The sequence below is a fragment of the Nocardioides sp. NPDC127514 genome (assembly GCF_040302125.1).
GTDB lineage: Bacteria > Actinomycetota > Actinomycetes > Propionibacteriales > Nocardioidaceae > Nocardioides.
In genome coordinates this window covers 62,823-84,298 of the sequence record NZ_JBEORF010000030.1, presented here as the reverse complement: position 1 = coordinate 84,298, position 21,476 = coordinate 62,823, and the positions used below count along the sequence as shown (strand labels likewise).

Here is a 21,476-nt window from a genome sequence, read left to right as displayed (position 1 = left end):
ACAGACGGGCGTCGACAACGCCGCTCGGCCACGTTCACCAGATCTCAGGATCCTCATCCAATGGCCGGGCGTGTGCCTCGGCCGTTCGGCACCTCGGGCGATGCCGCACGTCATGCCGCACGACCCCAAGGAGCATCGTGTTCGCACCAACGAGTGCCAGCTTCGCCAGACCCGGACGTAGGCGAATGGTCGCCGTCGCCGCCGGTCTGGCCCTCGCCGGGGGTGTCATCGCCGCCCTGCCCGGTGACGCCGTCACCTCCGCCAGCGCGTCGACCTACACCGCCGTCGGCGCACCGCTGACCGGACCGCCGCGCGCCGCGCTGGCGACCGTGGACGCGCCGGCGCCCGACGTACTCGACATCGACTTCGAGGGCGGCGCCCCGCACGAGCGCGCCCAGTCGCTCGAGCCGCGCACCTGGGGTGCGCCGGCGTACGGCACCGACGACACCCTCGCCGAGACGCCGACCGATGTGATGACCGTCGACGGCACCGACGACGCGGTCTCCGTCGAGCACGACCCGTGGTCCGGCCTGCAGCAGGGCTTCACCATCGAGTGCGTCTTCCGGGTCGAGACCACGCTGCCCACCACCAACGAGAAGGACCTCTGCTCCAACAAGGAGGCGGGCGGCTACTCGGTCTATGTGACCGGCTCCAACCTGGGCACGATGGCCCACATCGGCGGCGGCTACAAGACGGTGCTGACCCCGATCACCGCTCACCGCTGGTACCACGTGCTCTCGGTCTGGGACGGCCAGAGGCTGAACCTGTACGTCAACGGCACCAAGGCCGGCTCGACCGCCGCCACCGGCGCGCTGCAGGCCCCGGCCGCGACCTCGCGCCGCTTCGTGGTCGGCGCCGACTCGGCGCCCACCGGGATCGGCCAGCCGGCCCCGCCCGCCTCGTTCGCCGCGGCCTCCCTCTTCGCCCGCGCGGTGACCGACGCCGAGGCCGCGGCGCTGGCCGGCGCCTACGACACCGCTCCCCCGGTGCCGGCCGCGGACGTGCTCGACGTCGACTTCGACGACGGCACCCCGGCCGACGACACCGGCCGGGCCGTCACCACGGTCGGCGAGCCGGTGATCTCCGACGACACCGCGCTGGACGCCAAGGTCGCCTCCTTCGACGGCGCCAACGACGCGTACGCCTATGCGATGGGCTCCGCGGCCTGGGACCAGATCGACGAGCAGGTCTCGATCGAGTGCACCTTCAAGGACAACGGCACCTTCCCCAACGGGACCGAGCACTCGATCTGCTCGGAGAAGGAGGGCGGCGGCTACTCCATCGTCGTCTACAGCGGCAAGCTGACCTTCGCAGTCCACGCCGGCGGGGCCTACCGCAACGCCCAGGTCGAGATCGAGACCGGCCGCTGGTACCACGCCGTCGGCACCTGGGACGGCTCGACCGCGCGGCTCTACGTCGACGGCGCGCTGGCCGCGTCGATCGCGGCACCTGCGCCGCTGACCCGTCCCGGTGGCAACGCCCTCAACTCCTTCTACGTCGGGGCCGACTCGGTCAACCAGTTCTGGTCGCCGGTCACCGTGCGCACCGCGCGGATCTTCACCGACGTGCTCACCGCGGACGAGGCCAACGCGCTCAGCGTGGCCGCGCTCGGTGACGTACGCGACGCCGGCGTGGTCGTCAACGGCACCACCCCCGCGGCCGGCTCGCACATCACCACACCGACCGAGTTCGCCGTCGACATCACCAACCAGGGCAACGCCTCCGGCTGGACCTACACGCTCGACGGCGACCCGATCCGGCCCGGCCAGGAGATCGGCGCCGGCCTCGCTCGCGGCGAGCACACCATCGAGATCGCGGCGAAGGACGTCTTCGGACGTCCGGTCGCGCACACCTCGACGTTCACCTCCGACGCCATCCCGACCGGCGGCGGCACCGACACCGGTCAGGGCAAAGGGAAGGTGACGCTCTCCGCGATCGCCAACAGCCCCGACGGCTCGGACGTGACCACCACCTTCAAGGCGGCCTCCGCCTCCGTCGCCGACGGCGGCTTCCAGGGGGTCGTGCCGGTGCTCCCGAGCGCGCTCGAGTTCGACTACTCCTCCCCCGAGACGATCGACGGGAGCCAGAAGCCGGACGGGCAGACCACCGACAGCGCCTCGAGCAAGCTGATCCCGTTCCAGCGCTACGACGTCTCCGTCCCGGCCTCCGACTCGCGTCGCCACGTGGTCTGGACCGGCACGGCCGACCCGGCCCGCTCGGTCTCGCTGCGGGTGTGGAACACCGTCGAGAGAAGCTGGGACGAGCTCGCCTCCGCGCGCGGCATCGCCGACGGCGACACCACGCTGCAGGGCCGAGCGTTGGCCGCCCACGTCGACGACGGCGTCGTGCACGTCCTGGTGACCGGCATCGACCCGTTCGCCGACGACCTCTCGCCGCGCGACGAGTCGGCCGCCGCCGACAAGGACCACTTCGAGAACCCCGACGACTACGACTTCTCCTTCGCCCACTTCACCGACACCCAGTACATCGCCGAGGGCGCGGCCGGTGGGACGTACGAGAACTTCAACGGGATCGAGGAGCCCTCGGACGTGCAGCTGGTCGAGGAGCAGGCGGTGTGGCAGCGCGCCTACCGCGCCGAGACCGAGTGGATCCGCGACAACGCCGACCAGCGCAAGATCGCGTTCACCTCGCACACCGGTGACGTCACCGAGAACGACACCAAGGACCCGCTGGCCACCGACGCCAACGGCAACCTGCTCTACCCGGGGCTCGACGAGCAGATCACCCGCGAGTTCGAGTTCACCTCGGACGCGCAGGGGATCCTCGACGAGGCGGGCGTGGTCAACCAGGTCGTCGCCGGCAACCACGACAACCAGGGTGGCCGCGAGACCGGGGCGCAGTCGCGGTTCAGCCGCTACTTCAGCCCGGAGCGCTACTACCAGGCGGCGCAGGGATGGCCCGATGGTGCGTCCTACCACGCCTGGGACGAGGTGACCGACGGCTCCGGCAACGTGGTCACGCCGGGCACGGACAACCAGAACAACTACGTGCTCTTCTCCGCCGGCGGGCTCGACTTCGTCGCCGTCGGCCTCTCCTACGGCGTCACCCCGGAAGAGGCGGCCTGGGCGAGCGAGATCTTCGCCCGCTTCCCGGACCGCAACGGCATCCTGAGCACCCACGCCTACCTGGCGCCCTCATCGGCGCCCGACGGGCGTGGGGCCAACTTCTCCACCGATGGGTCCCGGCTCTTCGACCAGGTCGTGGAGGCCAACCCCAACGTGTTCCTGGTCCTCGCCGGCCACGAGCACGGCGTCGGCACCAACCTCAAGCGCGGCATCGGCGCCACGGTCTCGCACAACGTCGTGGAGCTGCTCGCCGACTACCAGTTCTACAAGGTGACCGCCGGTGAGCTCTTCCCCGACTCCGTCGACGCGGCCGGCAACATCGACCTGAACGGTGACGGGACGGTCGACCACAAGGCGACCGACCTGCTGCAGTTCGGCGCCTCCTACCTGCGCCTGCTGCAGATCGACACCGAACGCGCCGAGATGTCGATCGACACCTACTCCCCGCACCTGGACGACTTCGGGGCGACCGAGTACGACGACCGCCACCGCTACAACGGAGCCGAGGACAACCTCACGCTTCCGGTGGACCTCTCCACCAGGCGTACGTCCTTCACGACCGACGCGCTGACGGTGGTCACCCCGACCGACACCGTGATCGGCACCGACACCGCGCGTTCGGGCTGGCCGGCGACGGTGGAGTGGGCCGGGCTGACCGAGGGCCAGGTGTACGCCTGGACCTCGACCTCACGCACCGGCGAGGCCCAGACGCTCGGCTCGATCGACCAGTTCGGCGGCGTCTTCCTGGCCACTGCGGCCGGCACCGACGCGACGCCGCCGGTGCTGACGGTCCCGGCCTCGACGACGATAGAGGTGGGCGCGGAGTTCGACCCGCTGGACGGGGTCAGCGCGACCGACAACACCGACGGTGACCTCACCTCGGCGATCCAGGTCTCCGGGAGCGTCGACACGACCAAGGCCGGCGCCTACCCGCTGACCTACACGGTCACCGACTCCAACGGCAACCAGGCCGTCGCCTCGCGCGCGGTCGTCGTGGAGGAGCCCGACGTGCCCGAGCTGACCCCGGTCACGCTCACCGCTAAGGACGTCACGGTCCGCTTCGGACGGGACCTGGTGTTGCGTACGTCGGTCGCGCCGCGCAGCGCCACCGGCACGGTGCAGTTCCTCATCGGTGAGGACGTCCTCTGCGAGGCGCGCGTCCGACGCGGCGTCGCCGAGTGTGAGGTCGACGTGCTGCCGCCGCCGGGACGTCACCAGGTGCAGGTCTTCTACCCGGGTGACGACACGCACGCCCCGGCCACGACGAACCTCACGCTGACGGTCAGGCAGCGTTAGTGGCTCGTCCTCTCCGGGCACTCGCGGTGGTCGCCGGCTTCGTGCTGGCGGCCACCGCGGCCGTGACCGCCTCCGCTCACCCGTTCGGCGCCCCGCAGACCGCGACGATCGCGGGCACCACCGGCGGTCCCGAGGTGACCTGGCGGTTCGGAGCCACCGACGACATCGCCTACCTCGCGGTGCAGGTCGGGGCCCTACCGCCGGACCGGATGACGCTCGACGGCGTCGTCCTCTACGAGCCCGGCGACGAGACCGCGCTCGCGCGGTCGGAGGCGTACGCCGACTACGTGCTCGACCACATCCGGATCGAGGGCTGCGAAGGGTCGGTCGAGACGGGTGAGGATCTGATCGCCGACGGCACCACGGTGACCTTCGACTGCCCGTCCCCGGCCTCGGCAACGTCGATCGAGATCGACATGATGACCGACCTGCATCCGGCGTACCAGACCCTCGCCTCGGGGCCGAACGGTCAGAAGGCGGCGTACGCAGGGACCACCCGCTCCCACGGCTGGTCCCTCGACGAGTCCCGGGCCGCGGCGACCGGACTCGGCGCACTGCTCCAGCTCGGCGGCACCCTCGGTGCGATCGCGCTGGTCGGTACCGGCGGTTGGTGGTTCGTGCGACGCCGCCGGCAGGCGGAAGCTAGCGCTTCAGCTTCTTGATCTCGTCCTTGGCGGCCTGCTGGGCGATCGCCTCGGCCTGGGCCTCCTCGCCGAAGACACCCTCGACCTTGGCCTTCTCGACCTTCTTGAACTGACGCAGCATGCTCCACGCGATCACCGCGACGGCGACGCAGAGCGCGATGAAGATGCCGAAGGCGGTCCAGCCCGCGACCACGTCCTCGTCCTGCGGCGGGGTGGGCTCAGGAGCTGGCTGAGAGGTGTGCAGCGTGTGCGTCGTCATCGGGAGGCCGGACATACCGACATTGTCTCACCCTTGTCTGAGGAAAGCTCAGGCGGTGACGACCTTGCCGAAGCTGATCTCGCGGCCGACCGCGGCCTTGCCCTCGTCGTCGGCGGTGGAGACGTCGAGACCGGCGAAGAGATCGGTCTCCTCACGCTTCTCCGCCTCGGGCACCGGCACGTAGGAGGTCACCAGCTCGTAGTCCTCGGTCGGCCAGGCCTCCTTCTCGATCTCCCGGGGCACGGCGAACCAGGGGCCGTCGGGGTCGATCTGGGTGGCGTGCGCGAGCAGGGCCTGGTCACGTACGCCGAAGTACTCGGCGCACTCCACCTTCGTGGTGACCCGCTCGTCCCAGCCCGGGTCCGGCTTCCACTCCTCGAGGCGCTCCTCGTACGGCGAGGCGAGGCCATGGCTCTTGATCGCCTCGTGCAGGGCGACCATGCGCGGATAGTTGAAGGTGTGGCTGTAGTAGAGCTTCAGCGGCTGCCACGGCTCGCCCGCGTCCGGGAACAGGTCAGGGTCGCCCGCCGCCCGGAACGCCTCCACCGAGACCCGGTGGCACATGATGTGGTCCGGGTGCGGGTAGCCCCCGTTCTCGTCGTACGTCGTGACCACGTGCGGCCGGAAGGAGCGGATGATCTCGACGAGCCGGCGCGTGCTCACCTCGAGCGGCGTCCGGCCGAAGCAGCCCTCGGGGAGCAGCGACCAGTCCTTGGCCCCCATCTCCTTGACCAGCATGAACTCCTCGACCCACCCGGAGTCCACGAAGCCGAGCCAGTCCTGCTTGATGCCGAGGATGTCGCGGGCGCGATGCATCTCCTCGCGGCGGATCTCGTGGATGTTCTCCAGGATCCCGGGGCGCTCCATCTTCGGGTTGAGGATGTCGCCCCGCTCGCCGCCCGTACACGTCGCGACATGGACGTCGACCCCTTCGGCGACGTACTTCGCGGTGATCCCCGCGCCCTTGCTCGACTCGTCGTCGGGGTGCGCGTGCACGTGCATCAGGCGGAACGCCTGCTGGAGCTGCTCTGGCATGAGTTCAATCCTAACCACGCTCCGTCTCACCACTCGGTTACCCGCTCCCACTCCGCGGACAACTTTGGTGGTAGGTGGCCGGGGACGGATGTGCGGTCTCCTTCGCCGGGGTGGGACCATGTTTCCCGTGAGCACGCCGTCATCTGCCGAAGCGGAGCCCGAAGCCGTGAGTTCTGAAGAATCCCGCATCGCGGCCCGCTACGGTCGCGGCCCGCGCCGTCGCCCGGGCGTACTCATCGTCGCCCTGGCTCTCATGCTCGCGGCGATCGTCGGCTGGTTCGGCTGGGCGCTGTGGCTGGCCCTGCACCCCGAGGTCTCCTCCGGGCTGGAGAAGTGGGAGGCGGTCAGCGAGAACGAGGTCCAGGTGACCTTCGTCGTACGCCTCCACGACAAGGACGCGAAGCCGGTCTGCACCGTCGAGGCCGAGGACGACCAGGAGGAGAAGGTCGGCCACGCCGAGTTCACCGCCACCGAGGGGCGTCAGACGATCACCATCCCGACCGAGCGCCGTGCGCTGCGGGTCGAGTGGGGTGAGTGCACGGTCGAGTGACCGTACTTCTCAGGCAATCCCTGCACTTCTCGGGCATTGCAACGCCAGAGAAGTGCAGGGATACCCGGTTAACCGGGTATCCCTGCGCAGGTCAGCCGGTGAAGACCTCGGTCTTCAGGATCTCGACCTTGAGCGGCCCGCGAGGACCCTCGTAGGTCACGGTGTCGCCGACGCTGGCACCGATGAGGGCAGCGCCGATGGGCGAGGCGGCAGAGGAGATCTCGACGCCGCCCGCGTAGTCCTTCATCTCGATCGAGGCGATGAGGCGGGTCTCGGCCTCGTCGTCGTCATCGCCCTCGAACTTGAACGTGACCAGCTTGCCGACCGAGACGACACCGTCGTCCTCGGGGACGGTGGTGTCGGCCTTGCGCAGCAGTGCCTCGAGCTGCTGGATCTGACCCTCGAGCTTGCCCTGCTCCTCGCGAGCGGCGTGGTAGCCGCCATTCTCCTTGAGGTCGCCTTCGTCGCGCGCGGAGCTGATCTCGGCAAGGATCTCCTGGCGTCGGGGGCCCTTCAGGTATTCCAACTCCGCGGTGAGCTTGTCGAATGCACCCTTGCTGAGCCAGATAGTGGCAGCCGTGGTCTCGGTCGACTGAGTCATAGCGAGTTACTCCTGATGGGTAGTGAATAGGTAAGGGGCGCCGGTCAACCCCCATCAACCGGCGCCTTTTCTCCCTGCTGAGCGGGCGTGTTTCACCCAGCTGAACGTTCCGCGGGAGATTGTCAGAAGGTTCAGTTTAACAAGGCAACCACACCCGAAGACAGTTCGCGACCGAAACGTCGCGCAATCTGGCCTCGGGACCGTTCCCCGGAACGTCCGGTCGAACGGTCAGGGCGTGGTCGCTGGATATCCCTTGCTGCGCAGCTGTTCGAGTACTCGCTCGGCGTGGGTCTGACCCCGGGTCTCCAGCTGGAGCTGCACGCCGACCTCGGCGAGCCGCAGTCCGGGGTTGGTGCGCGAGTGCACGACCTCCATGACGTTGGCTCCGGTGTCGCCGATCACCGACAGCAGAGTGGCCAGCGCGCCGGGCTGGTCGGGGATCGTCACCGCGACCGGCAGGTAGCGCCCGGCCAGCGTCATGCCGTGCTGGATCACCTTGCCGAGCAGGAGCGGGTCGATGTTGCCGCCGGAGAGCACCACCACGACGGGACCCTCGAATGCCTCGGGCGCGTCCATCAGGGCTGCTACGCCGACCGCGCCGGCGGGCTCGACGACCAGCTTGGCCCGCTCGGCCAGTGCCAGCAGCGCGCTCGAGATCGCCTCCTCCGAGACCGTACGGATCTCGTCGACGTAGGTCTGGATCATCGGGAAGTTGGTCTCTCCCGGCAGGCCGACCGCGATGCCGTCGGCCATCGTCGGCATCTTGTCGAGCCGGATCGGACGGCCCTCGCGCAGCGAGACCGGGTAGGCGGCGGCCGTCTCGGCCTGCACGCCGACCACCTTCACGTCGGGATGCTTCGCCTTGATCGCGAGCGCCGCGCCGGCGAGCAGGCCACCGCCGCCGAGCGGGATGACGACGGTCTTCACGTCCGGGGCCTGCTCGAGGATCTCGAGCCCGATCGTGCCCTGGCCGGCGACGACGTCGGGGTGGTCGAAGGGGTGGATCATCACCGCACCGGTGCGCTCGGCGAAGGCCATCGCGGCCTGGAGGCACTGGTCGACGTACTGACCCTCGAAGATCACCTCGGCGCCGTACGCCCGGGTGGCCTTCTCCTTCGGGATCGGCGCGCCTTCGGGCATGAACACGGTGGACGGGATGCCGAGGGTGGTCGCCGCGAGCGCGACGCCCTGGGCGTGGTTGCCCGCGCTCGCGGCCACCACCCCGTACTTGCGCTCCTCCTCGGTCAGCCGGGCGATGCGTACGAAGGCCCCGCGGGCCTTGAAGGAGCCCGTACGCTGCAGGTTCTCGCACTTGAGGATGACCGTGTCGCCGACCATGTCGGTGAGCCAGCGAGCTCCCTGGACAGGCGTCTCGGTGATGTGGTCGCGCAGCAGCTCGCGGGCCTCGAGGATGTCCTCGTACGTCGGCTGACCATGCATCTCAGGCACTGCCTGCTCCTGGGCTCGGCGGGGGTGGGGAGGTCGGCCCGTTGGCCGGCAGCGGGGGCGGCGACGTCGGCGCCTGAGCCTGGGCCAGTGCCTGGGCCGGGGCGGTGGCGGTCAGATGGTTGGCCACCGCGTTGAGGGCGGCCACCAGCGGCACGGCCACGAGGGCACCGGCCACGCCACCGAGCACGATGCCGGTCGCGACCGCCAGGATCACGCCGAGCGGATGGACCCGGACCCAGCGGCCGAGCAGGAACGGCTGCAGGCCGTGGGCCTCGAGCTGCTGGACCAGGATCACGCCACCGAGCATCAGCAGCGCCGTCACCGGTCCCTGGGAGACGAGGGCGACGAGCACGGCGACCGCGCCTGCGACGGTGGCACCGATCAGGGGCACGAACGAGCTCAGGAAGACGAGCACGCCGATCGCCGCGACGAACGGGACCTGCAGAGCGCTGGCGATGATCATGATGCCGACCGCGTCGACCGCGGCCACGATGACCGTCGCCCGGGTGAACTGGGTCAGCGACACCCAGGCGACCCGGCCCGAGCTGTCCATCCTGCTGCGCGCGGCCCGCGGCGCGAGCCGGACCAGCCAGCCCCAGATCCGCTCGCCCTCGGCGCAGAAGAAGTAGGTGGAGAAGAGCACGATGAACAGGCCGGCGAAGACGTCGAGAGCGACCCCGCCGACCTCGCTGACCCGGGAGAACGGGTTGGAGGCGTACGCCGCCGCCCACTCCTCCAGAGTGGTCTGCACCGTGTTGAGCCAGGTGTCGATCTGGGTCTCGCTCGCGTTGAACGGGCCGTTGATCAGCCAGTCGCGGATCTCGTCGAGCGCCTTGACGGTCTGCCCGGCCAGGTCGTTGAAGCCGTTGGCGACCTGGGTGCCGGCGAAGCTCAGCATGGCGATGACCGCCACGAGCACGCCGAGCACCACGAAGAGCGCCGAGATGCTCCGCTTCAGCCCTATCCGGGCCAGGCCGTTGACGACCGGGGAGACCAGCGCGGCGATCAGCAGCGCGATGACCACCGGGACCACGACGATGCTGAGGAAGCCGAGAGCGCGGACGATGAGGTAGCCGGCGGCGACGATCACCAGGAACCGCCAGGCCCACTGCGCGGAGAGCTCGACGCCGTAGGGGACGTCGGTGCGGCTGACGGCCTTGGGCGCGGTCACCGGCTCCGGCGCGGCCAGCTGCTCTTGGCGCTCCTCGCGCAGACGCTCGAACTGGTTGACGAGGCGAAGCGCGAAGTTCTCGGCCGACTCACGGGCCTCCGCGGCGGCCTCCTTGGCGACCTCGGCGGACTCGCGCGCGTCGGCCTCCTCCTGGGCGAAGCGGTGCGCCTCACGTGTCTCTCGGCTGCGCCTGAACGCGCCCTTCATCCGCTCGAAGCCATCCTTGGCGGTCCGCTTCTCGCCCCCGGGAACATCCCCCTGATCTGTCACCTGACAGAGGCTACCGGGAGGGTGAGAGATGGGTCGCAAGGTGCCGTGCGGTCGTGGGGTGCGACCGCGCGAGCAGGCCTACCGCGGCGAGCACGTAGTCGCTGTCGACCGCCCGCAGCGGCGCCTCCGGGAGCTGCCATCCGCCGCGACCCGACCAGCGCATCACCCGCTCCGCGATGCCCCGGCGTCCGTGCCTGAGTACGCCGCCGGAGCCGATCACCACGCCGACCCGGCGCAGGTCGGTGCCGGTGCGCTCGATGACCTTGCCGCTCGGGGACAGCACGACCCGGGAGCGACCCGCGTGCCGCTGCAGGGCCGTAGAGATCGCGATCCTCGCCAGGAGCTCGTCGATGTCCTTGTCCTGCTCGGTGCGCGGCAGCCAGCCGGGGTGGTGACGCCGATGCTCGACCTCGCCGGAGAGATCCGACTCGGCGAGGCTCGGGTCGGAGTGATCGGCCGCCTCGAGGGTCGTGGTCGCCGACCAGCGCATGCCCAGATCGCCTTCGACGGTCCGGGTCACCGGGGTGACGGCGACGACCTCCTCGCGTACGTGCTCCGCCTCGGGGTCGGGGCGGACCACGCTGTGCACGTCGGTCGTGGCGCCGCCGACGTCGACGACGACCACGTCCTCGCCGAGCACCTCTGCCAGCGTCTCGACTCCCTGGAGCACGACATCGGGGGTCGCCCCCTGGACGATCCGCCGGAAGTCGGCCCGGCTGCTGAGGTTCTTGCCGCCGATCACGTGCTCGAGGAACATCTCCCGGACCGCCGCGCGGGCGCTCTCGGGTGCCAGCACGCCGATCTTCGGAACGACGTTGTCGCAGGTCACATGGGGAACATCGGCCAGGATCTCGTCGATCTCCTGGTTCGCCTCGCGGTTGCCCGCCACGACCACCGGTCCGCGCCAGCCGGCCGCGGCCAGCTCGCGCGCAGCCGAGACGACGGCATCTCGGTTGCCGCCGTCGGTGCCGCCGGTCAGCAGCACCAGGTCGGGGGTGGTGGAGCTGAGGGTGGCCCCGAGATCACTCCCGGCCTCCCGACCTGCGGTCGCGATCACCGCGACGACCTTGCCCCCGCTGGACAGCGCCACCCGGCGCCCGGCCTCGGCGGTCACCAGCTCCTCGTTGCCGACCACGGCGATCCGGAGGCCGCCGCCGGCCGAGGAGCAGGCGAGGATCTCGGCGTCGGCAGCCCGGGAGTCCTTCTCGATGAGCGCGGTCAGGCAGGCGTCGTACGCCTCCATCACCTCGTGCAGCGACGTCGGTGCGCTCGCGGTGCCGAGGATCTCGCCGGAGACGAGGTCGACGTGGAGCGCCTTGGTCCAGGTGGAGCCGAAGTCGACGCAGACGGCGGTCTGTGGCGAGTCAGCTCTGGTCAAGGGCCTGCTCGAGGTCCGCGACGAGGTCCTCGGCGTACTCGATCCCGACGGAGAGCCGGACCAGGTCGGCCGGCACCTCGAGGTCGGTGCCCGCGACGCTCGCGTGAGTCATACGTCCGGGGTGCTCGATCAGGCTCTCGACACCGCCGAGCGACTCGCCCAGCGTGAAGATCTTGGTGCGCTCGCACACCGCGAGCGCAGCGGCCTCGCCGCCCTCGACGCGGAAGGAGATCATGCCGCCGAACCGCTTCATCTGCTTCTGGGCGGTCGTGTGGCCGGGGTGCGTCTCCAGGCCCGGGTAGATGACCTCGCCGACCTTCGGGTGCGAGGTCAGGAAGTCGGCGACGCGCTCGGCGTTGTCGCAGTGGCGGTCCATGCGTACGGCCAGGGTCTTGAGGCCGCGCAGCGTCAGCCAGGCCCCGAACGGGTCGGCGATCGCGCCGGCGGCGTTCTGGAGATAGCCGATCTTCTCGGCGATCCCGAGGTCGCGGACGACCACGGCGCCGCCGACGACGTCGGAGTGGCCACCGACGTACTTCGTCGTGGAGTGCACCACGACGTCGGCGCCGAGGGTGAGCGGCTGCTGCAGGTAGGGGCTGGCGAAGGTGTTGTCGACGACCAGACGGGCGCCGGCCTCGTGGGCGACCGTGGCAAGACCTGCGATGTCGGCGATGTTGAGCAGCGGGTTGGTCGGCGTCTCGACCCAGACGACCTTGGTCTTGCCCGGCTGGATCGCGGCCGCGACCGCGTCGATGTCGGCGACCTGGGCCGGGGTGTGCGCGATCCCCCACTGGCTCTCGACCTTGTCGATCAGCCGGTGGGTGCCGCCGTAGGCGTCGTCGGGGATGACCATGTGGTCACCGGGGCGCATCAGGCTGCGGATCAGGGTGTCCTCGGCGGCCAGGCCGGAGGCGAAGGCGAACCCCTTCTCACCGTCCTCGACCGCCGCCAGCGCACCCTCGAGCGCGGTGCGGGTCGGGTTGGCGGAGCGGCTGTACTCATAGCCGTTGCGCAGGCCACCGACGCCGTCCTGCTTGTAGGTCGTGGTGGCGTAGATCGGCGGGATCACCGCACCCGTCGTCGGGTCGGGCTCGTAGCCCGCGTGGATCGCCTTGGTCTCGAAACCGGCCTTGCCGAGGTGCTGCTGCTCGCTCACACAGCCGAGCCTACGTCCGATCCCACCTCGCGGCCCATCCGGGAACGTTCGCGCGTCGAACTGTGTTGGAGACTGGTAGCAACCCTGACTTTCTGGAGGTCACTCATGTTCGGTCGGCCAACACAGCTCTTCCCCGAGGACCGCACCCTCGCCGGGCGCGACCAGGCCCTCTTCGACCTGCCCGCGAAGCACCGCGTCCTGGGGACTCCGCTGCTCGCCTCCTCCGAGGACGGCACCGCGCCCGAGGGGTCCGAGGTGGCGTACTTCGGTCTCGGCTGTTTCTGGGGCGCCGAGGAGATCTTCTGGCAGACGCCGGGGGTCTACTCGACCGCCGTCGGGTATCAGGGCGGCACCACGGCCAACCCGACCTACGAGGAGGTCTGCAGCGGCCAAACCAACCACACCGAGGCCGTCCGGGTCGTCTTCGACCCGACCGTGGTCTCCTACGCGGACCTCGTCAAGAAGTTCTTCGAGGTGCACGACCCGACGCAGGGGATGCGGCAGGGCAACGACGTCGGGACCCAGTACCGCTCGGCGCTCTACTACGTCTCCGACGCGCAGCGGGAGACCGCTGAGGAGCTGACCAAGGTCTACGGCGACGAGATCGCCCGGCGGGGCTACGGCGAGATCACCACCGAGATCCGCGAGGTCCCGACCTTCTACGCCGCCGAGCCCGCGCACCAGCAGTACCTGGACCGTGTGCCCAACGGCTACCGCTGCCACGCCAACACGGGCATCGCCTTCCCCGCGACCGCCTGAGGTCAGGTCAGCGGCAGATACATCACATGGAGGCCGACCCGGCCGTGCGACGTCGAGTCGAACGCGTCCGGGACGGTCCCGATGATCTGGAACCCGAGGGACTTCCACAGGCGTACGGCGGTGGTGTTGGTCTCCACCACGGCGTTGAACTGGATGCCGTGGAAGCCGCTGTCCTTGTGCCACTGCACGCAGTAGTCGCCGAGGGCCCGGCCGACGCCCTTGCCGCGGGCGTTCGGCGAGACCATGAACGAGGCGGTGCCGATGTGGCTGCCGCGGCCCGGGCGGTTCGGCCCCATCTTGGCGCTGCCCAGGATCTGGTCGTCCTCGACCGCGACGACCACGTGGTCGTACATCCACAGGTCCTTGGCCTCCTCGGACGTGAGGCCCTCGGGGTACGCGTAGGTCTCCCCCGCCGCCACGATCTCGGCCCAGAACGGGTAGATCTGCGGCCAGTCCTCGGCCGTCGCTTCGCGGATCTGCATCAGAGGTCAACCTTTCCGTCGATGGCCTCGCGCATGAGGTCGGCGTGGCCGCAGTGGCGGGCGTACTCCTCGATCATGTGGACCAGGATCCAGCGCAGGCTGATCTCCTGGCCGTCCCGTGTCCTGCCGACCGCGATGCGGTCGAGGGAGCCGGCGGCGTCGGTGAGCTCGTTGGAGCGAGCGATCGCGTCGCGGAGCAGGGCGCGCAGCGCCTCGGGGTCGTCGGCGGCGGCGCTGTTGAACTCCCAGTCCTGGTCGTCGCCCCAGGGAGCGGTGTCGAAGGGCGGGAACGGATCGTTGCCGGCCAGGCGTACGCCGAACCAGATGTCCTCCACGTACGCCATGTGCTTGACGAGCCCGGCCAGCGTCATGGTGCTGGGCGGGAAGGGACGGTTCAGCTGCTCGTGGTCGAGGCCCGCGACCTGCCTGAGCAGGGTCGCCCGGTGGAAGTCGAGGAACGTACGCAGGGTCGTGGACTCGTCCGCGACATAGGGGGCACCGGTCGGATGGCGGGTGTCCTCGAAGAGTGCCTCGGTCATGGGCGCCAACGTAGCGGCGGCCAGTTTCCTCGGCGAATCACTTTCGCGAAACTGAAACGCGTTCTAGATTTGGGCCATGCCCCACGCGCCCAGAGGTCCCCAGAGTCCGGAGAAGCCGCTCAGAGTCGTCGTCTGGTCCACCGGGACGGTGGGTCGTCACGCGATCGCGGGAGTCGATGCCCATCCCGACCTGGAGCTGGTCGGGGTCTGGACCTCGACGCCGGCGAAGGCAGGGGTCGATGCCGGGGAGCTGGCCGGACTGGGCCGGACCCTCGGGGTGGCGGCGACCACGTCGCGCGACGAGCTGCTCGCGCTCGCCCCGGACTGCGTCGTCCACGCCGCGATGACCGACGACCGGGTCTTCGAGGCGATCGAGGACCTGACCGGGCTGATCCGGGACGGGGTCAACGTCGTCTCCTCCGGGCCGGTGATCCTGGTCCACCCGCAGGGGACGCTGCCGGACGAGATGATCGCGGGCATCGACGAGGCCGGCCGCGAGGGCGGTGCCTCGTTGCACGTCAACGGCATCGACCCGGGCTTCGCCAACGACGTACTGCCTCTCGCGATGACGTCTCTGTCCCAGCGGATCGACCACCTTCGGGTCAGCGAGATCGCCGACTACTCGACGTACTTCCAGCCGGTCGTGATGAAGGATCTCTTCGGCTTCGGGGGCTCGCTGGAGGACAAGCCGTTCCTGTGGGAACCGGGGGTGCTGAGCACCGCGTGGGGTCCCGTCGTGCGGGTCTTGGCCGCCGGGCTCGGGGTGACCCTCGACGAGCCGCTCGTCGAGTCGGTCGAGCGCCGGGCGGCGACGAAGGACACCAAGACGGTGTCGGTGGACATCGCCGAGGGCACCCAGGGCTCCGTACGCTTCACCGTCACCGGCAGCGTCGACGGAGTCCCTCGCATCACCCTGGAGCACGTCACCCGGACCGACGCGGCGTCCGATCCCGACTGGCCCACCCCGGCCACCGGCGACGGCTGCTACCGCATCGAGATCACCGGCGAGCCGTCGATGACCGTCGAGTTCAGCCACCACGGCGAGCACGGCGACCACAACGTCTCCGGGATGATCGTCACCGCCCAGCGCCTGGTCAACGCCATCCCCGCCGTCGTCGCCGCCGAACCCGGCCTCGTCTCCCCTCTCGACCTCCCGCTGATCACCGGCCGTGGCCTGGTCTCGACCGAATAGGTAGTTGTGGACGCCGAAACCGCACCTTTGGCGGCCGAAACCGCACTTCTGGTGCCCCGAGTGTAGTTCCGGCAATCGTCAGAACGACCGCTTCGGCCACCACAACTGCGTTCTCGGCTCCCACTTCCACCGATTCGCCTACCACAACTACAGATTCGGCCGCCGCTTCGACCGATTCGGCGCGAACGAGGAGACAGCATGAGCATTCTTGAACGATTCGAGCTGACCGATCACGTTGCGATCGTGACGGGAGCGGGGCGTGGGATCGGGGCGGCCACCGCGGTGGCGCTGGCCGAGGCGGGGGCGGACGTGGTGATCGCCTCGCGTACCGAGAAGCAGCTTCGGGAGGTCGCCGCCAAGGTCGAGGCGGCGGGGCGGCGGGCGCTGGTGGTGCCGGCGGATCTGGCCGATACGGAGGCGACTGCGGGGCTGGCGGAGCAGGCGTACGAGGAGTTCGGGCGTCTCGACATCGTGGTCAACAACGTGGGCGGGACGATCCCGAACACGTTCCTCGACACCGACGAGGGCTACCTCGAGGACGCGTTCCACTTCAACGTGACCACCGCGCACGCACTGACGCGGGCGGCGGTGCCGTACCTGGTGAAGAGCCCGGACGGGCAGCAGTCGGTGGTGTCGATCAGCTCGATGATGGGGCGTACCGCGGGGCGCGGCTATCTGGCCTACGGCACCGCGAAGGCGGCGCTGGCGCACTGGACGCGGCTGGCCGCGACCGACCTGGCGCCGCGGATCCGGGTCAACGGCATCTTCGTCGGCTCGGTGCGTACCAGTGCCCTCGAGTTCGTGGCGGGCGACGACACCATGCGCGGCGAGATCGAGTCGAAGACGCCGCTCGGACGCATCGGCGAGGCGGAGGACATCGCCGCCGCGGTGGTCTACCTGACCTCCAAGGCTGGCCAGTTCGTCACCGGGAAGATGCTCGAGGTCGACGGCGGCACCGAGGCGCCGACGCTCGACCTCAAGCTCCCCGACGTCGGCGCCTGATCCTCGATCAGACCGTGACGTCCTTGTGCCAGGACTCGGTGACGTAGTCGGTCACCCAGCCCATCGACTTGTAGAGCCCGTCGGCGCCGGTGGGGCTGTCGGCGTCGACCTCGAGCGAGACCCGGTCACGGCCGCGCTCGAGGGCGTCGGCGATGACGGTGTAGAGCAGTCCCTTCGCGACCCCACGGCCGCGGGCGTTGCGGTTGACGCCGATGTACTCGACGTACGTCCCCTCGACCCCGGCGGCGTTGGCGGGCAGCACGGAGGCCACCAGCGAACCAGCGGGCAGGAGCGTGTCCGGCTCGTCGGGAACGTCGACATAGGCCAGCCACCAGTGGGACCAGCGATGACCGGGGTCCTCGCGCAGGCGCTGCACGAACTCCGGGAAGCTCTCCCGGTAGGAGTTGAAGTGGTCCTGGAAGGACTCCTCCAGGGTCTGGTGGACCGTCTGCAGGTCGGCTGCGACTGGCATGCCGTTCTCGTGGGTCTCGACCGGGCGGATCGTCACCCCTTCGCGGAGCGGGGGCACCTTCTCGTCGGGCAGCACCGGCCGGCTCATGTGCAGCCAGGTGCGCTTGTTGGTGAACTCCGCCGCGGCCAGCCACTCGCGCTGCACGGTGTCGTCGGCGAACGGGCTGGCGTCGAGGTGCGACTCCGTGATGCCGCGCAGCTCGGCCATCGATCGGGCCTGGTCCTCGAGCCAGGCGTAGAGCCCGTCGGCGACCTCGGCGGCCTGGGCGATAGTGCGGTCGACGTAGAGGTAGACGAGCGTACGGCCGGCGGCGCGGTCATGGGCGATGGCCCAGGCCCGGATGTCGCCGCCGGGGTCGATCGCGACGAGCTGCTGGCGGGTCCAGGAAGCAGGTCCGGCGATCTCGCCGGTGATGGCGTCGGCATCAACGTTTCCGGAGCCCTCGAACGGCGTCTTGTCGGCCGCCCGAAGCCTCAGCAGGGCGGGCAGATCGTCGAGGTCAGGGACCTTCGCCGTCCATCCGGCAGGGAGTTCCACGGGCGTCTCGCTATGGTCGCTCACCCGGCCATTCTCCCAAATGGTGTCAGCGGTCGACCCAGCGGTCCGTGCCTGGGACCAGCGATGATGCACCCGCGGTGAGCTCGGCGAGCAACGATTCGAGCCGTTTCTCGTCCTCGGGAGGGGCCCCGATCCGCAGCGTCACGGCGGCCCCGTAGGAGGTGTCGAGGACGGTCACGCCGGAGGATCGCAGGTCGGTCTCGAGGCGGCCGGCGGCGTCATACGGGACCTCGATGTCGTACTCCCGGACCAGCTCGCGCCGGCGCGTGCCGACCTCGTCGAGCGCTGCGCGGACGGCGTCGGAGTAGGCCCGGACGAGGCCACCCGCGCCGAGCAGGGTTCCGCCGAACCAGCGGGTCACGACGGCGACCGTGTCGGAGACTCCGGCGCCGCGGAGCACCTCGAGCATCGGCGCCCCGGCGGTGCCGGCCGGCTCGCCGTCGTCGTTGGAGCGCTCGACCGGCTGCGGCGGCGGACCGATCACGAAGGCGGAGCACGTGTGGCGGGCGTCCCAGTGCTGCTTGCGCAGCCGCTCGACCACCGCCCGAGCGCCGGCCTCGTCCTCCACCCGGGCGAGCGTGCACAGGAACCGGGACCGCTTCTCCTCGATCTCGGCGGCGCCATCACGGCCGATGGTCAGGTAGTGCACGTCACCAGACTCCCAGGACGCTGCCACCGAGACGGATGATGAACCCGGCGACGACGACGATGAAGAAGACGCGTACGAACCCGGCGCCCTTGGCCACCGCCGTCCGCGCCCCGATGTAGCCGCCGATCAGGTTGCACACGCCCATCACCAGGCCGGTCTTCCACAGCACCGCGCCCTGTGGGATGAAGACGACCAGGGCAGCGAGGTTGGTGGCGACGTTGGCCATCTTCGCCTTCGCGCTCGCCTCCAGGAAGGAGTAGCCGAGGAGGCCGACGAGCCCGATCACCAGGAAGCTGCCGGTTCCAGGGCCCAGGGCACCGTCGTAGAAGCCGACCGCGAACCCGACCGCCATCGCACCGATCAGGTGCCGGTGACCGTCGTACCTCAGCTCGGTCGCCTCGCCCAGGGACGGTTTGAAGAGCACCCACGCGCCGACCAGGATCAGCGCGATCAGGACGATGGGCTCGAAGACGCTCTCCGGGAGATAGGAGGCCACCCCCGCCCCCAACGCAGAGCCCGCGAACGCGAGGATCATGAGCGGGATGAAGGTCTTCGGGTCCGGACCCACCCGTCGGTAGTAGGTCGCCGCGCTGATCGAGGTGCCGAAGATCGAGGCCAGCTTGTTGGTCGCCAGGATCTGCACCGGTGCGGCGCCGGGGAGGAACAGCAGCAGCGCGGGGAGCTGGATCAGCCCGCCTCCACCGACGACCGCATCCACGTATCCGGCGGCCAGGGCCGCGAGAGCGAGAAGGGCAAGTACGTTCAGCGTCTCCTCGGGCACGAGCGCAGGCTACGCGGCCGGATGCTCACCGAGGTAACTCGGTGAATGCGCACTGCCTTCGCGGAATTACACGAAGCAACCACACCTTGACCGAGTTACCTCGGTGAACATTCAGCCGGCCCACCAACCGCGGCCACCGAACGCATCGGGATAGCCGCCGTAGGTGTTCGACGTACGCCGCGCCGTCCTGTCGCCGAGATAGGACCCGACCACGGCCGCGCCGAGGTCGTCCAGCTCGGGGGCGACGACCCGGCCCTCGACGCGGCGGGCCATGGAGTCGATGAAGCGGGCCAGGCCGGGATCGTCGCCGAGGCGGAAGAAGGTCGTCTGGGCGCCGAGGCGGCGGGAGTTCTCCAGCTCCTCGACGGACCGGGCGATCGTCACCGGGTGAGGCGGGTAGGAGAACCAGACGTCGCCGCCAGCCTCCAGATGGGCGGTGGGCTCGCCGTCGGTCACGATCAGGAGCACCGGCTGGGCACCGGGGTGCTTGCGGAAGTGCCGGTTGGCGAGCAGCAGCGCGTGGTGCAGGTTGGTGCCCTTGTCCCAGATCGCGTCGAGCGCGGTCAGCTTCTCGATCTCCATCGTCTGGGCATAGCGGCCGAACGAGATCAGCTGCAGATCGTCGTTGCGGAACCGGCTCTTGATCAGCGTGTGCAGCGCCAGCGCGGTGCGCTTCATCGGCACCCAACGGCCGTCCATCGCCATCGAGAAGCTGGTGTCGACCAGGAGGGCGACCGCTGCCTGCGTACGGGCCTCCGTCTCCTGCACCTCGATGTCGTCGACGCTCAGCCGCACCCCGGGGCCGCGTCGGCCTTCGCCGACCTCCCGGATGACGGCGTTCGTGATCGTGCGAGGTACGTCCCAGGGCTCGGTGTCGCCGAAGGCCCAAGGCCGCGAGGAGCCGGAGAGGTCGCCCGCCGCGCCGGCGCGCTGCAGGTCACGTTCGCCCTGCCGTCCGGAGAGCCGCTGAGCGACGTCGCGGAGCAGGGCCTTGCCGAGCTGGCGCATCGCCTTCGGGGTCAGCCGGAGGTCGCCGTCGGAGCCGCGCTCGAGCTGGCCGGAGTCGCGCAGCGCCTGCTCGAGCTCCTGCAGCGTGCGCGCGTCGACCGCGGCCTGGTCGCCGAGCTGACGGGAGAGGGCGTCGAGGTCGATGTCGTCGAGCCGCGAGCCGGCGTAGGACTGCTGGAGCTGCTCGGAGAGCTGATCGAGCTCGGCGATGTCCTGGAGTACGCCGGTGCCGTCACCGAGGCCCAGGCCCTCGCCACCGCCGAACTCCTCGGAGCCGTACCAGTCCTCGCCGGGGCGAGCTGCCTGCAGGTTGGCGTCGAGCTGTGCCATCTGCTCCATCAGCGCGGGCGATCCGAAGGCCTGCTGGGAGAGCTCCATCAGCTCGCGTCGCTGCTCGGCCGACATCGAGTTGAGCATCCGCTGCGCGGCCGCCGAACGCTGCGCGAGGGTGTCGAGCAGCTCGTCGATGTTCTGCGGGTTCTCGGGGAAGTACTGGCCGTGCTTGGCCATGAACTCGTCGAAGTCCTCGGGGGTGTCCTCCCCGCGGTTGTGCTTGTCGAGGAGCTCGTTGAGATCGCGCAGCATCTCCGCGATCGCCTCGCGGTCCTCGTCGGTGGCCCCTTCGAGCGCCTGCTTCATCCCGGCGAACCGCTGGTCGAGGAGCTCGCGGCCGAGCAGGTCCTTGATCTCCTCGTAGGCCTCGCGGGCCTCGCGTGAGGTCCAGTCGTAGGAGGCGAGCTCGCTGACCGCGGCAGCGGTGTTCGGCGAGAGGTTGTCGATCTGCATCTCCCGGAACGCACGGTCGCCGTCGTCCATCGTGACATCGCGGGCCAGCTGCTTGCGCTCCTCGAGGACCGCCTTGTCCAGCAGCTCACGAACCTGCTCGAGCGTGCCGTCGAGGTTGTGGCGCTGCAGCAGCTCACGGCGCCTCTCCGCGACCTGCCGGGCGAGGTCGTCGAGCCCGCGCTGGTCCTGTCCCCCGCGCCGCAGGAACTCCCGCATCGCCCGCTCCGGCGAGTAGCCGGACATCACGTCCTCGCCGATCGCGTCCAGCGCCTCGGCGATGTCGACCGGCGGCGCGAGCGGGTCACCCCCGGCGTACTTCTTATAGCGGCTCATCACTGCCCCGCTGGTTGAGC

The 21,476-nt window shown here is 69.9% G+C and carries 19 protein-coding genes; 6 read left to right on the top strand and 13 right to left on the bottom strand.

All coding sequences use genetic code 11. From position 1 onward, the window contains the following. The first annotated feature begins 137 nt into the window (after positions 1-137). Positions 138-4,382, top strand: a complete 4,245-nt coding sequence (locus tag ABTX24_RS22635; protein ID WP_350842757.1) for a LamG-like jellyroll fold domain-containing protein — start codon at positions 138-140, stop codon at positions 4,380-4,382. Next, positions 4,382-5,044 (top strand): hypothetical protein, encoded by a 663-nt coding sequence (locus ABTX24_RS22630; protein ID WP_160024994.1) that lies wholly within the window; start codon positions 4,382-4,384, stop codon positions 5,042-5,044. The genes ABTX24_RS22635 and ABTX24_RS22630 overlap by 1 nt, the downstream gene beginning before the upstream one ends. On the opposite strand, the gene ABTX24_RS22625 is transcribed toward ABTX24_RS22630, so the two are convergent. Beyond that, positions 5,025-5,300 (bottom strand): hypothetical protein, encoded by a 276-nt coding sequence (locus ABTX24_RS22625; RefSeq protein ID WP_160024995.1) that lies wholly within the window; start codon positions 5,298-5,300, stop codon positions 5,025-5,027. The two genes, ABTX24_RS22630 and ABTX24_RS22625, sit on opposite strands and share 20 nt — an antisense overlap. Positions 5,301-5,333: 33 nt before the next feature. Further along, entirely contained in the window at positions 5,334-6,320 is a 987-nt protein-coding gene (gene mca / locus ABTX24_RS22620; protein WP_160024996.1) for a mycothiol conjugate amidase Mca, read from the bottom strand. A gap of 166 nt (positions 6,321-6,486) precedes the next feature. On the opposite strand from mca, the gene ABTX24_RS22615 reads away from it, so the two are divergent. Beyond that, a complete protein-coding gene (locus tag ABTX24_RS22615) occupies positions 6,487-6,870 on the top strand; it encodes a DUF4307 domain-containing protein (protein ID WP_350842755.1) in 384 nt (127 codons plus the stop codon). Positions 6,871-6,961: 91 nt separating this feature from the next. On the opposite strand, the gene greA is transcribed toward ABTX24_RS22615, so the two are convergent. The 5 genes from greA to ABTX24_RS22590 form a co-directional block, all read right to left on the bottom strand. After that, entirely contained in the window at positions 6,962-7,471 is a 510-nt protein-coding gene (gene greA / locus ABTX24_RS22610; RefSeq protein WP_141792144.1) for a transcription elongation factor GreA, read from the bottom strand. 228 nt (positions 7,472-7,699) lie between these two features. Continuing rightward, positions 7,700-8,911: a threonine ammonia-lyase gene (gene ilvA / locus ABTX24_RS22605; protein ID WP_350842790.1), complete on the bottom strand. Its 1,212-nt coding sequence runs from the start codon at positions 8,909-8,911 to the stop codon at positions 7,700-7,702. Between the two features lies 1 nt (position 8,912). Continuing rightward, positions 8,913-10,361, bottom strand: a complete 1,449-nt coding sequence (locus tag ABTX24_RS22600; protein ID WP_350842753.1) for an AI-2E family transporter — start codon at positions 10,359-10,361, stop codon at positions 8,913-8,915. A 10-nt stretch (positions 10,362-10,371) separates the two neighbouring features. Then, positions 10,372-11,739: a glutamate mutase L gene (locus ABTX24_RS22595; RefSeq protein WP_350842751.1), complete on the bottom strand. Its 1,368-nt coding sequence runs from the start codon at positions 11,737-11,739 to the stop codon at positions 10,372-10,374. Beyond that, positions 11,726-12,895 (bottom strand): cystathionine gamma-synthase, encoded by a 1,170-nt coding sequence (locus tag ABTX24_RS22590; RefSeq protein WP_350842749.1) that lies wholly within the window; start codon positions 12,893-12,895, stop codon positions 11,726-11,728. The genes ABTX24_RS22595 and ABTX24_RS22590 overlap by 14 nt, the downstream gene beginning before the upstream one ends. Before the next feature lie 105 nt (positions 12,896-13,000). On the opposite strand from ABTX24_RS22590, the gene msrA reads away from it, so the two are divergent. Further along, positions 13,001-13,654 carry a peptide-methionine (S)-S-oxide reductase MsrA gene (gene msrA, locus ABTX24_RS22585; RefSeq protein ID WP_350842747.1) on the top strand — a complete coding sequence of 218 codons (654 nt, stop codon included), beginning with the start codon at positions 13,001-13,003 and terminating at the stop codon, positions 13,652-13,654. Positions 13,655-13,656: 2 nt separating this feature from the next. Here the strand turns inward: msrA and ABTX24_RS22580 are convergent, their stop codons facing one another. Both ABTX24_RS22580 and ABTX24_RS22575 read right to left on the bottom strand, forming a co-directional pair. Beyond that, the gene (locus ABTX24_RS22580; RefSeq protein ID WP_350842745.1) at positions 13,657-14,136 is read right to left on the bottom strand and encodes a GNAT family N-acetyltransferase; all 480 of its coding nucleotides are present in this window, start codon (positions 14,134-14,136) and stop codon (positions 13,657-13,659) included. Then, on the bottom strand, positions 14,136-14,675 hold the full coding sequence (locus ABTX24_RS22575; protein WP_350842743.1) for a DinB family protein: 540 nt from the start codon (positions 14,673-14,675) through the stop codon (positions 14,136-14,138). The genes ABTX24_RS22580 and ABTX24_RS22575 overlap by 1 nt, the downstream gene beginning before the upstream one ends. 76 nt (positions 14,676-14,751) lie before the next feature. On the opposite strand from ABTX24_RS22575, the gene ABTX24_RS22570 reads away from it, so the two are divergent. Together ABTX24_RS22570 and ABTX24_RS22565 are read left to right on the top strand one after the other, a co-directional pair. After that, entirely contained in the window at positions 14,752-15,867 is a 1,116-nt protein-coding gene (locus ABTX24_RS22570; RefSeq protein WP_350842741.1) for an NAD(P)H-dependent amine dehydrogenase family protein, read from the top strand. A 198-nt stretch (positions 15,868-16,065) separates the two neighbouring features. Continuing rightward, complete coding sequence (locus ABTX24_RS22565) at positions 16,066-16,869, top strand: SDR family oxidoreductase (protein ID WP_350842739.1); 804 nt, start codon at positions 16,066-16,068, stop codon at positions 16,867-16,869. 7 nt (positions 16,870-16,876) lie between these two features. On the opposite strand, the gene ABTX24_RS22560 is transcribed toward ABTX24_RS22565, so the two are convergent. From ABTX24_RS22560 to ABTX24_RS22545, 4 genes are all read right to left on the bottom strand, one after another. After that, a complete protein-coding gene (locus tag ABTX24_RS22560) occupies positions 16,877-17,878 on the bottom strand; it encodes a GNAT family N-acetyltransferase (protein WP_350842737.1) in 1,002 nt (333 codons plus the stop codon). Between the two features lie 46 nt (positions 17,879-17,924). Continuing rightward, the gene (locus ABTX24_RS22555; RefSeq protein WP_350842735.1) at positions 17,925-18,548 is read right to left on the bottom strand and encodes a YigZ family protein; all 624 of its coding nucleotides are present in this window, start codon (positions 18,546-18,548) and stop codon (positions 17,925-17,927) included. A gap of 1 nt (position 18,549) precedes the next feature. Further along, complete coding sequence (locus tag ABTX24_RS22550) at positions 18,550-19,329, bottom strand: sulfite exporter TauE/SafE family protein (RefSeq protein WP_350842733.1); 780 nt, start codon at positions 19,327-19,329, stop codon at positions 18,550-18,552. Positions 19,330-19,440: 111 nt separating this feature from the next. Next, positions 19,441-21,456, bottom strand: a complete 2,016-nt coding sequence (locus ABTX24_RS22545) for a VWA domain-containing protein (protein WP_350842731.1) — start codon at positions 21,454-21,456, stop codon at positions 19,441-19,443. Positions 21,457-21,476: the final 20 nt, after the last annotated feature.

Excerpts from the sequence above, each read along its gene's own strand:
- greA (WP_141792144.1), bottom strand. The coding sequence starts at position 7,471 with ATGACTCAGTCGACCGAGACCACGGCTGCCACTATCTGGCTCAGCAAG.
- ABTX24_RS22565 (WP_350842739.1), top strand. The coding sequence starts at position 16,066 with ATGAGCATTCTTGAACGATTCGAGCTGACCGATCACGTTGCGATCGTG.
- ABTX24_RS22625 (WP_160024995.1), bottom strand. The coding sequence starts at position 5,300 with ATGTCCGGCCTCCCGATGACGACGCACACGCTGCACACCTCTCAGCCA.
- ilvA (WP_350842790.1), bottom strand. The coding sequence starts at position 8,911 with ATGCATGGTCAGCCGACGTACGAGGACATCCTCGAGGCCCGCGAGCTG.
- ABTX24_RS22570 (WP_350842741.1), top strand. The coding sequence starts at position 14,752 with ATGCCCCACGCGCCCAGAGGTCCCCAGAGTCCGGAGAAGCCGCTCAGA.
- ABTX24_RS22575 (WP_350842743.1), bottom strand. The coding sequence starts at position 14,675 with ATGACCGAGGCACTCTTCGAGGACACCCGCCATCCGACCGGTGCCCCC.
- ABTX24_RS22545 (WP_350842731.1), bottom strand. The coding sequence starts at position 21,456 with ATGAGCCGCTATAAGAAGTACGCCGGGGGTGACCCGCTCGCGCCGCCG.
- msrA (WP_350842747.1), top strand. The coding sequence starts at position 13,001 with ATGTTCGGTCGGCCAACACAGCTCTTCCCCGAGGACCGCACCCTCGCC.
- mca (WP_160024996.1), bottom strand. The coding sequence starts at position 6,320 with ATGCCAGAGCAGCTCCAGCAGGCGTTCCGCCTGATGCACGTGCACGCG.
- ABTX24_RS22580 (WP_350842745.1), bottom strand. The coding sequence starts at position 14,136 with ATGCAGATCCGCGAAGCGACGGCCGAGGACTGGCCGCAGATCTACCCG.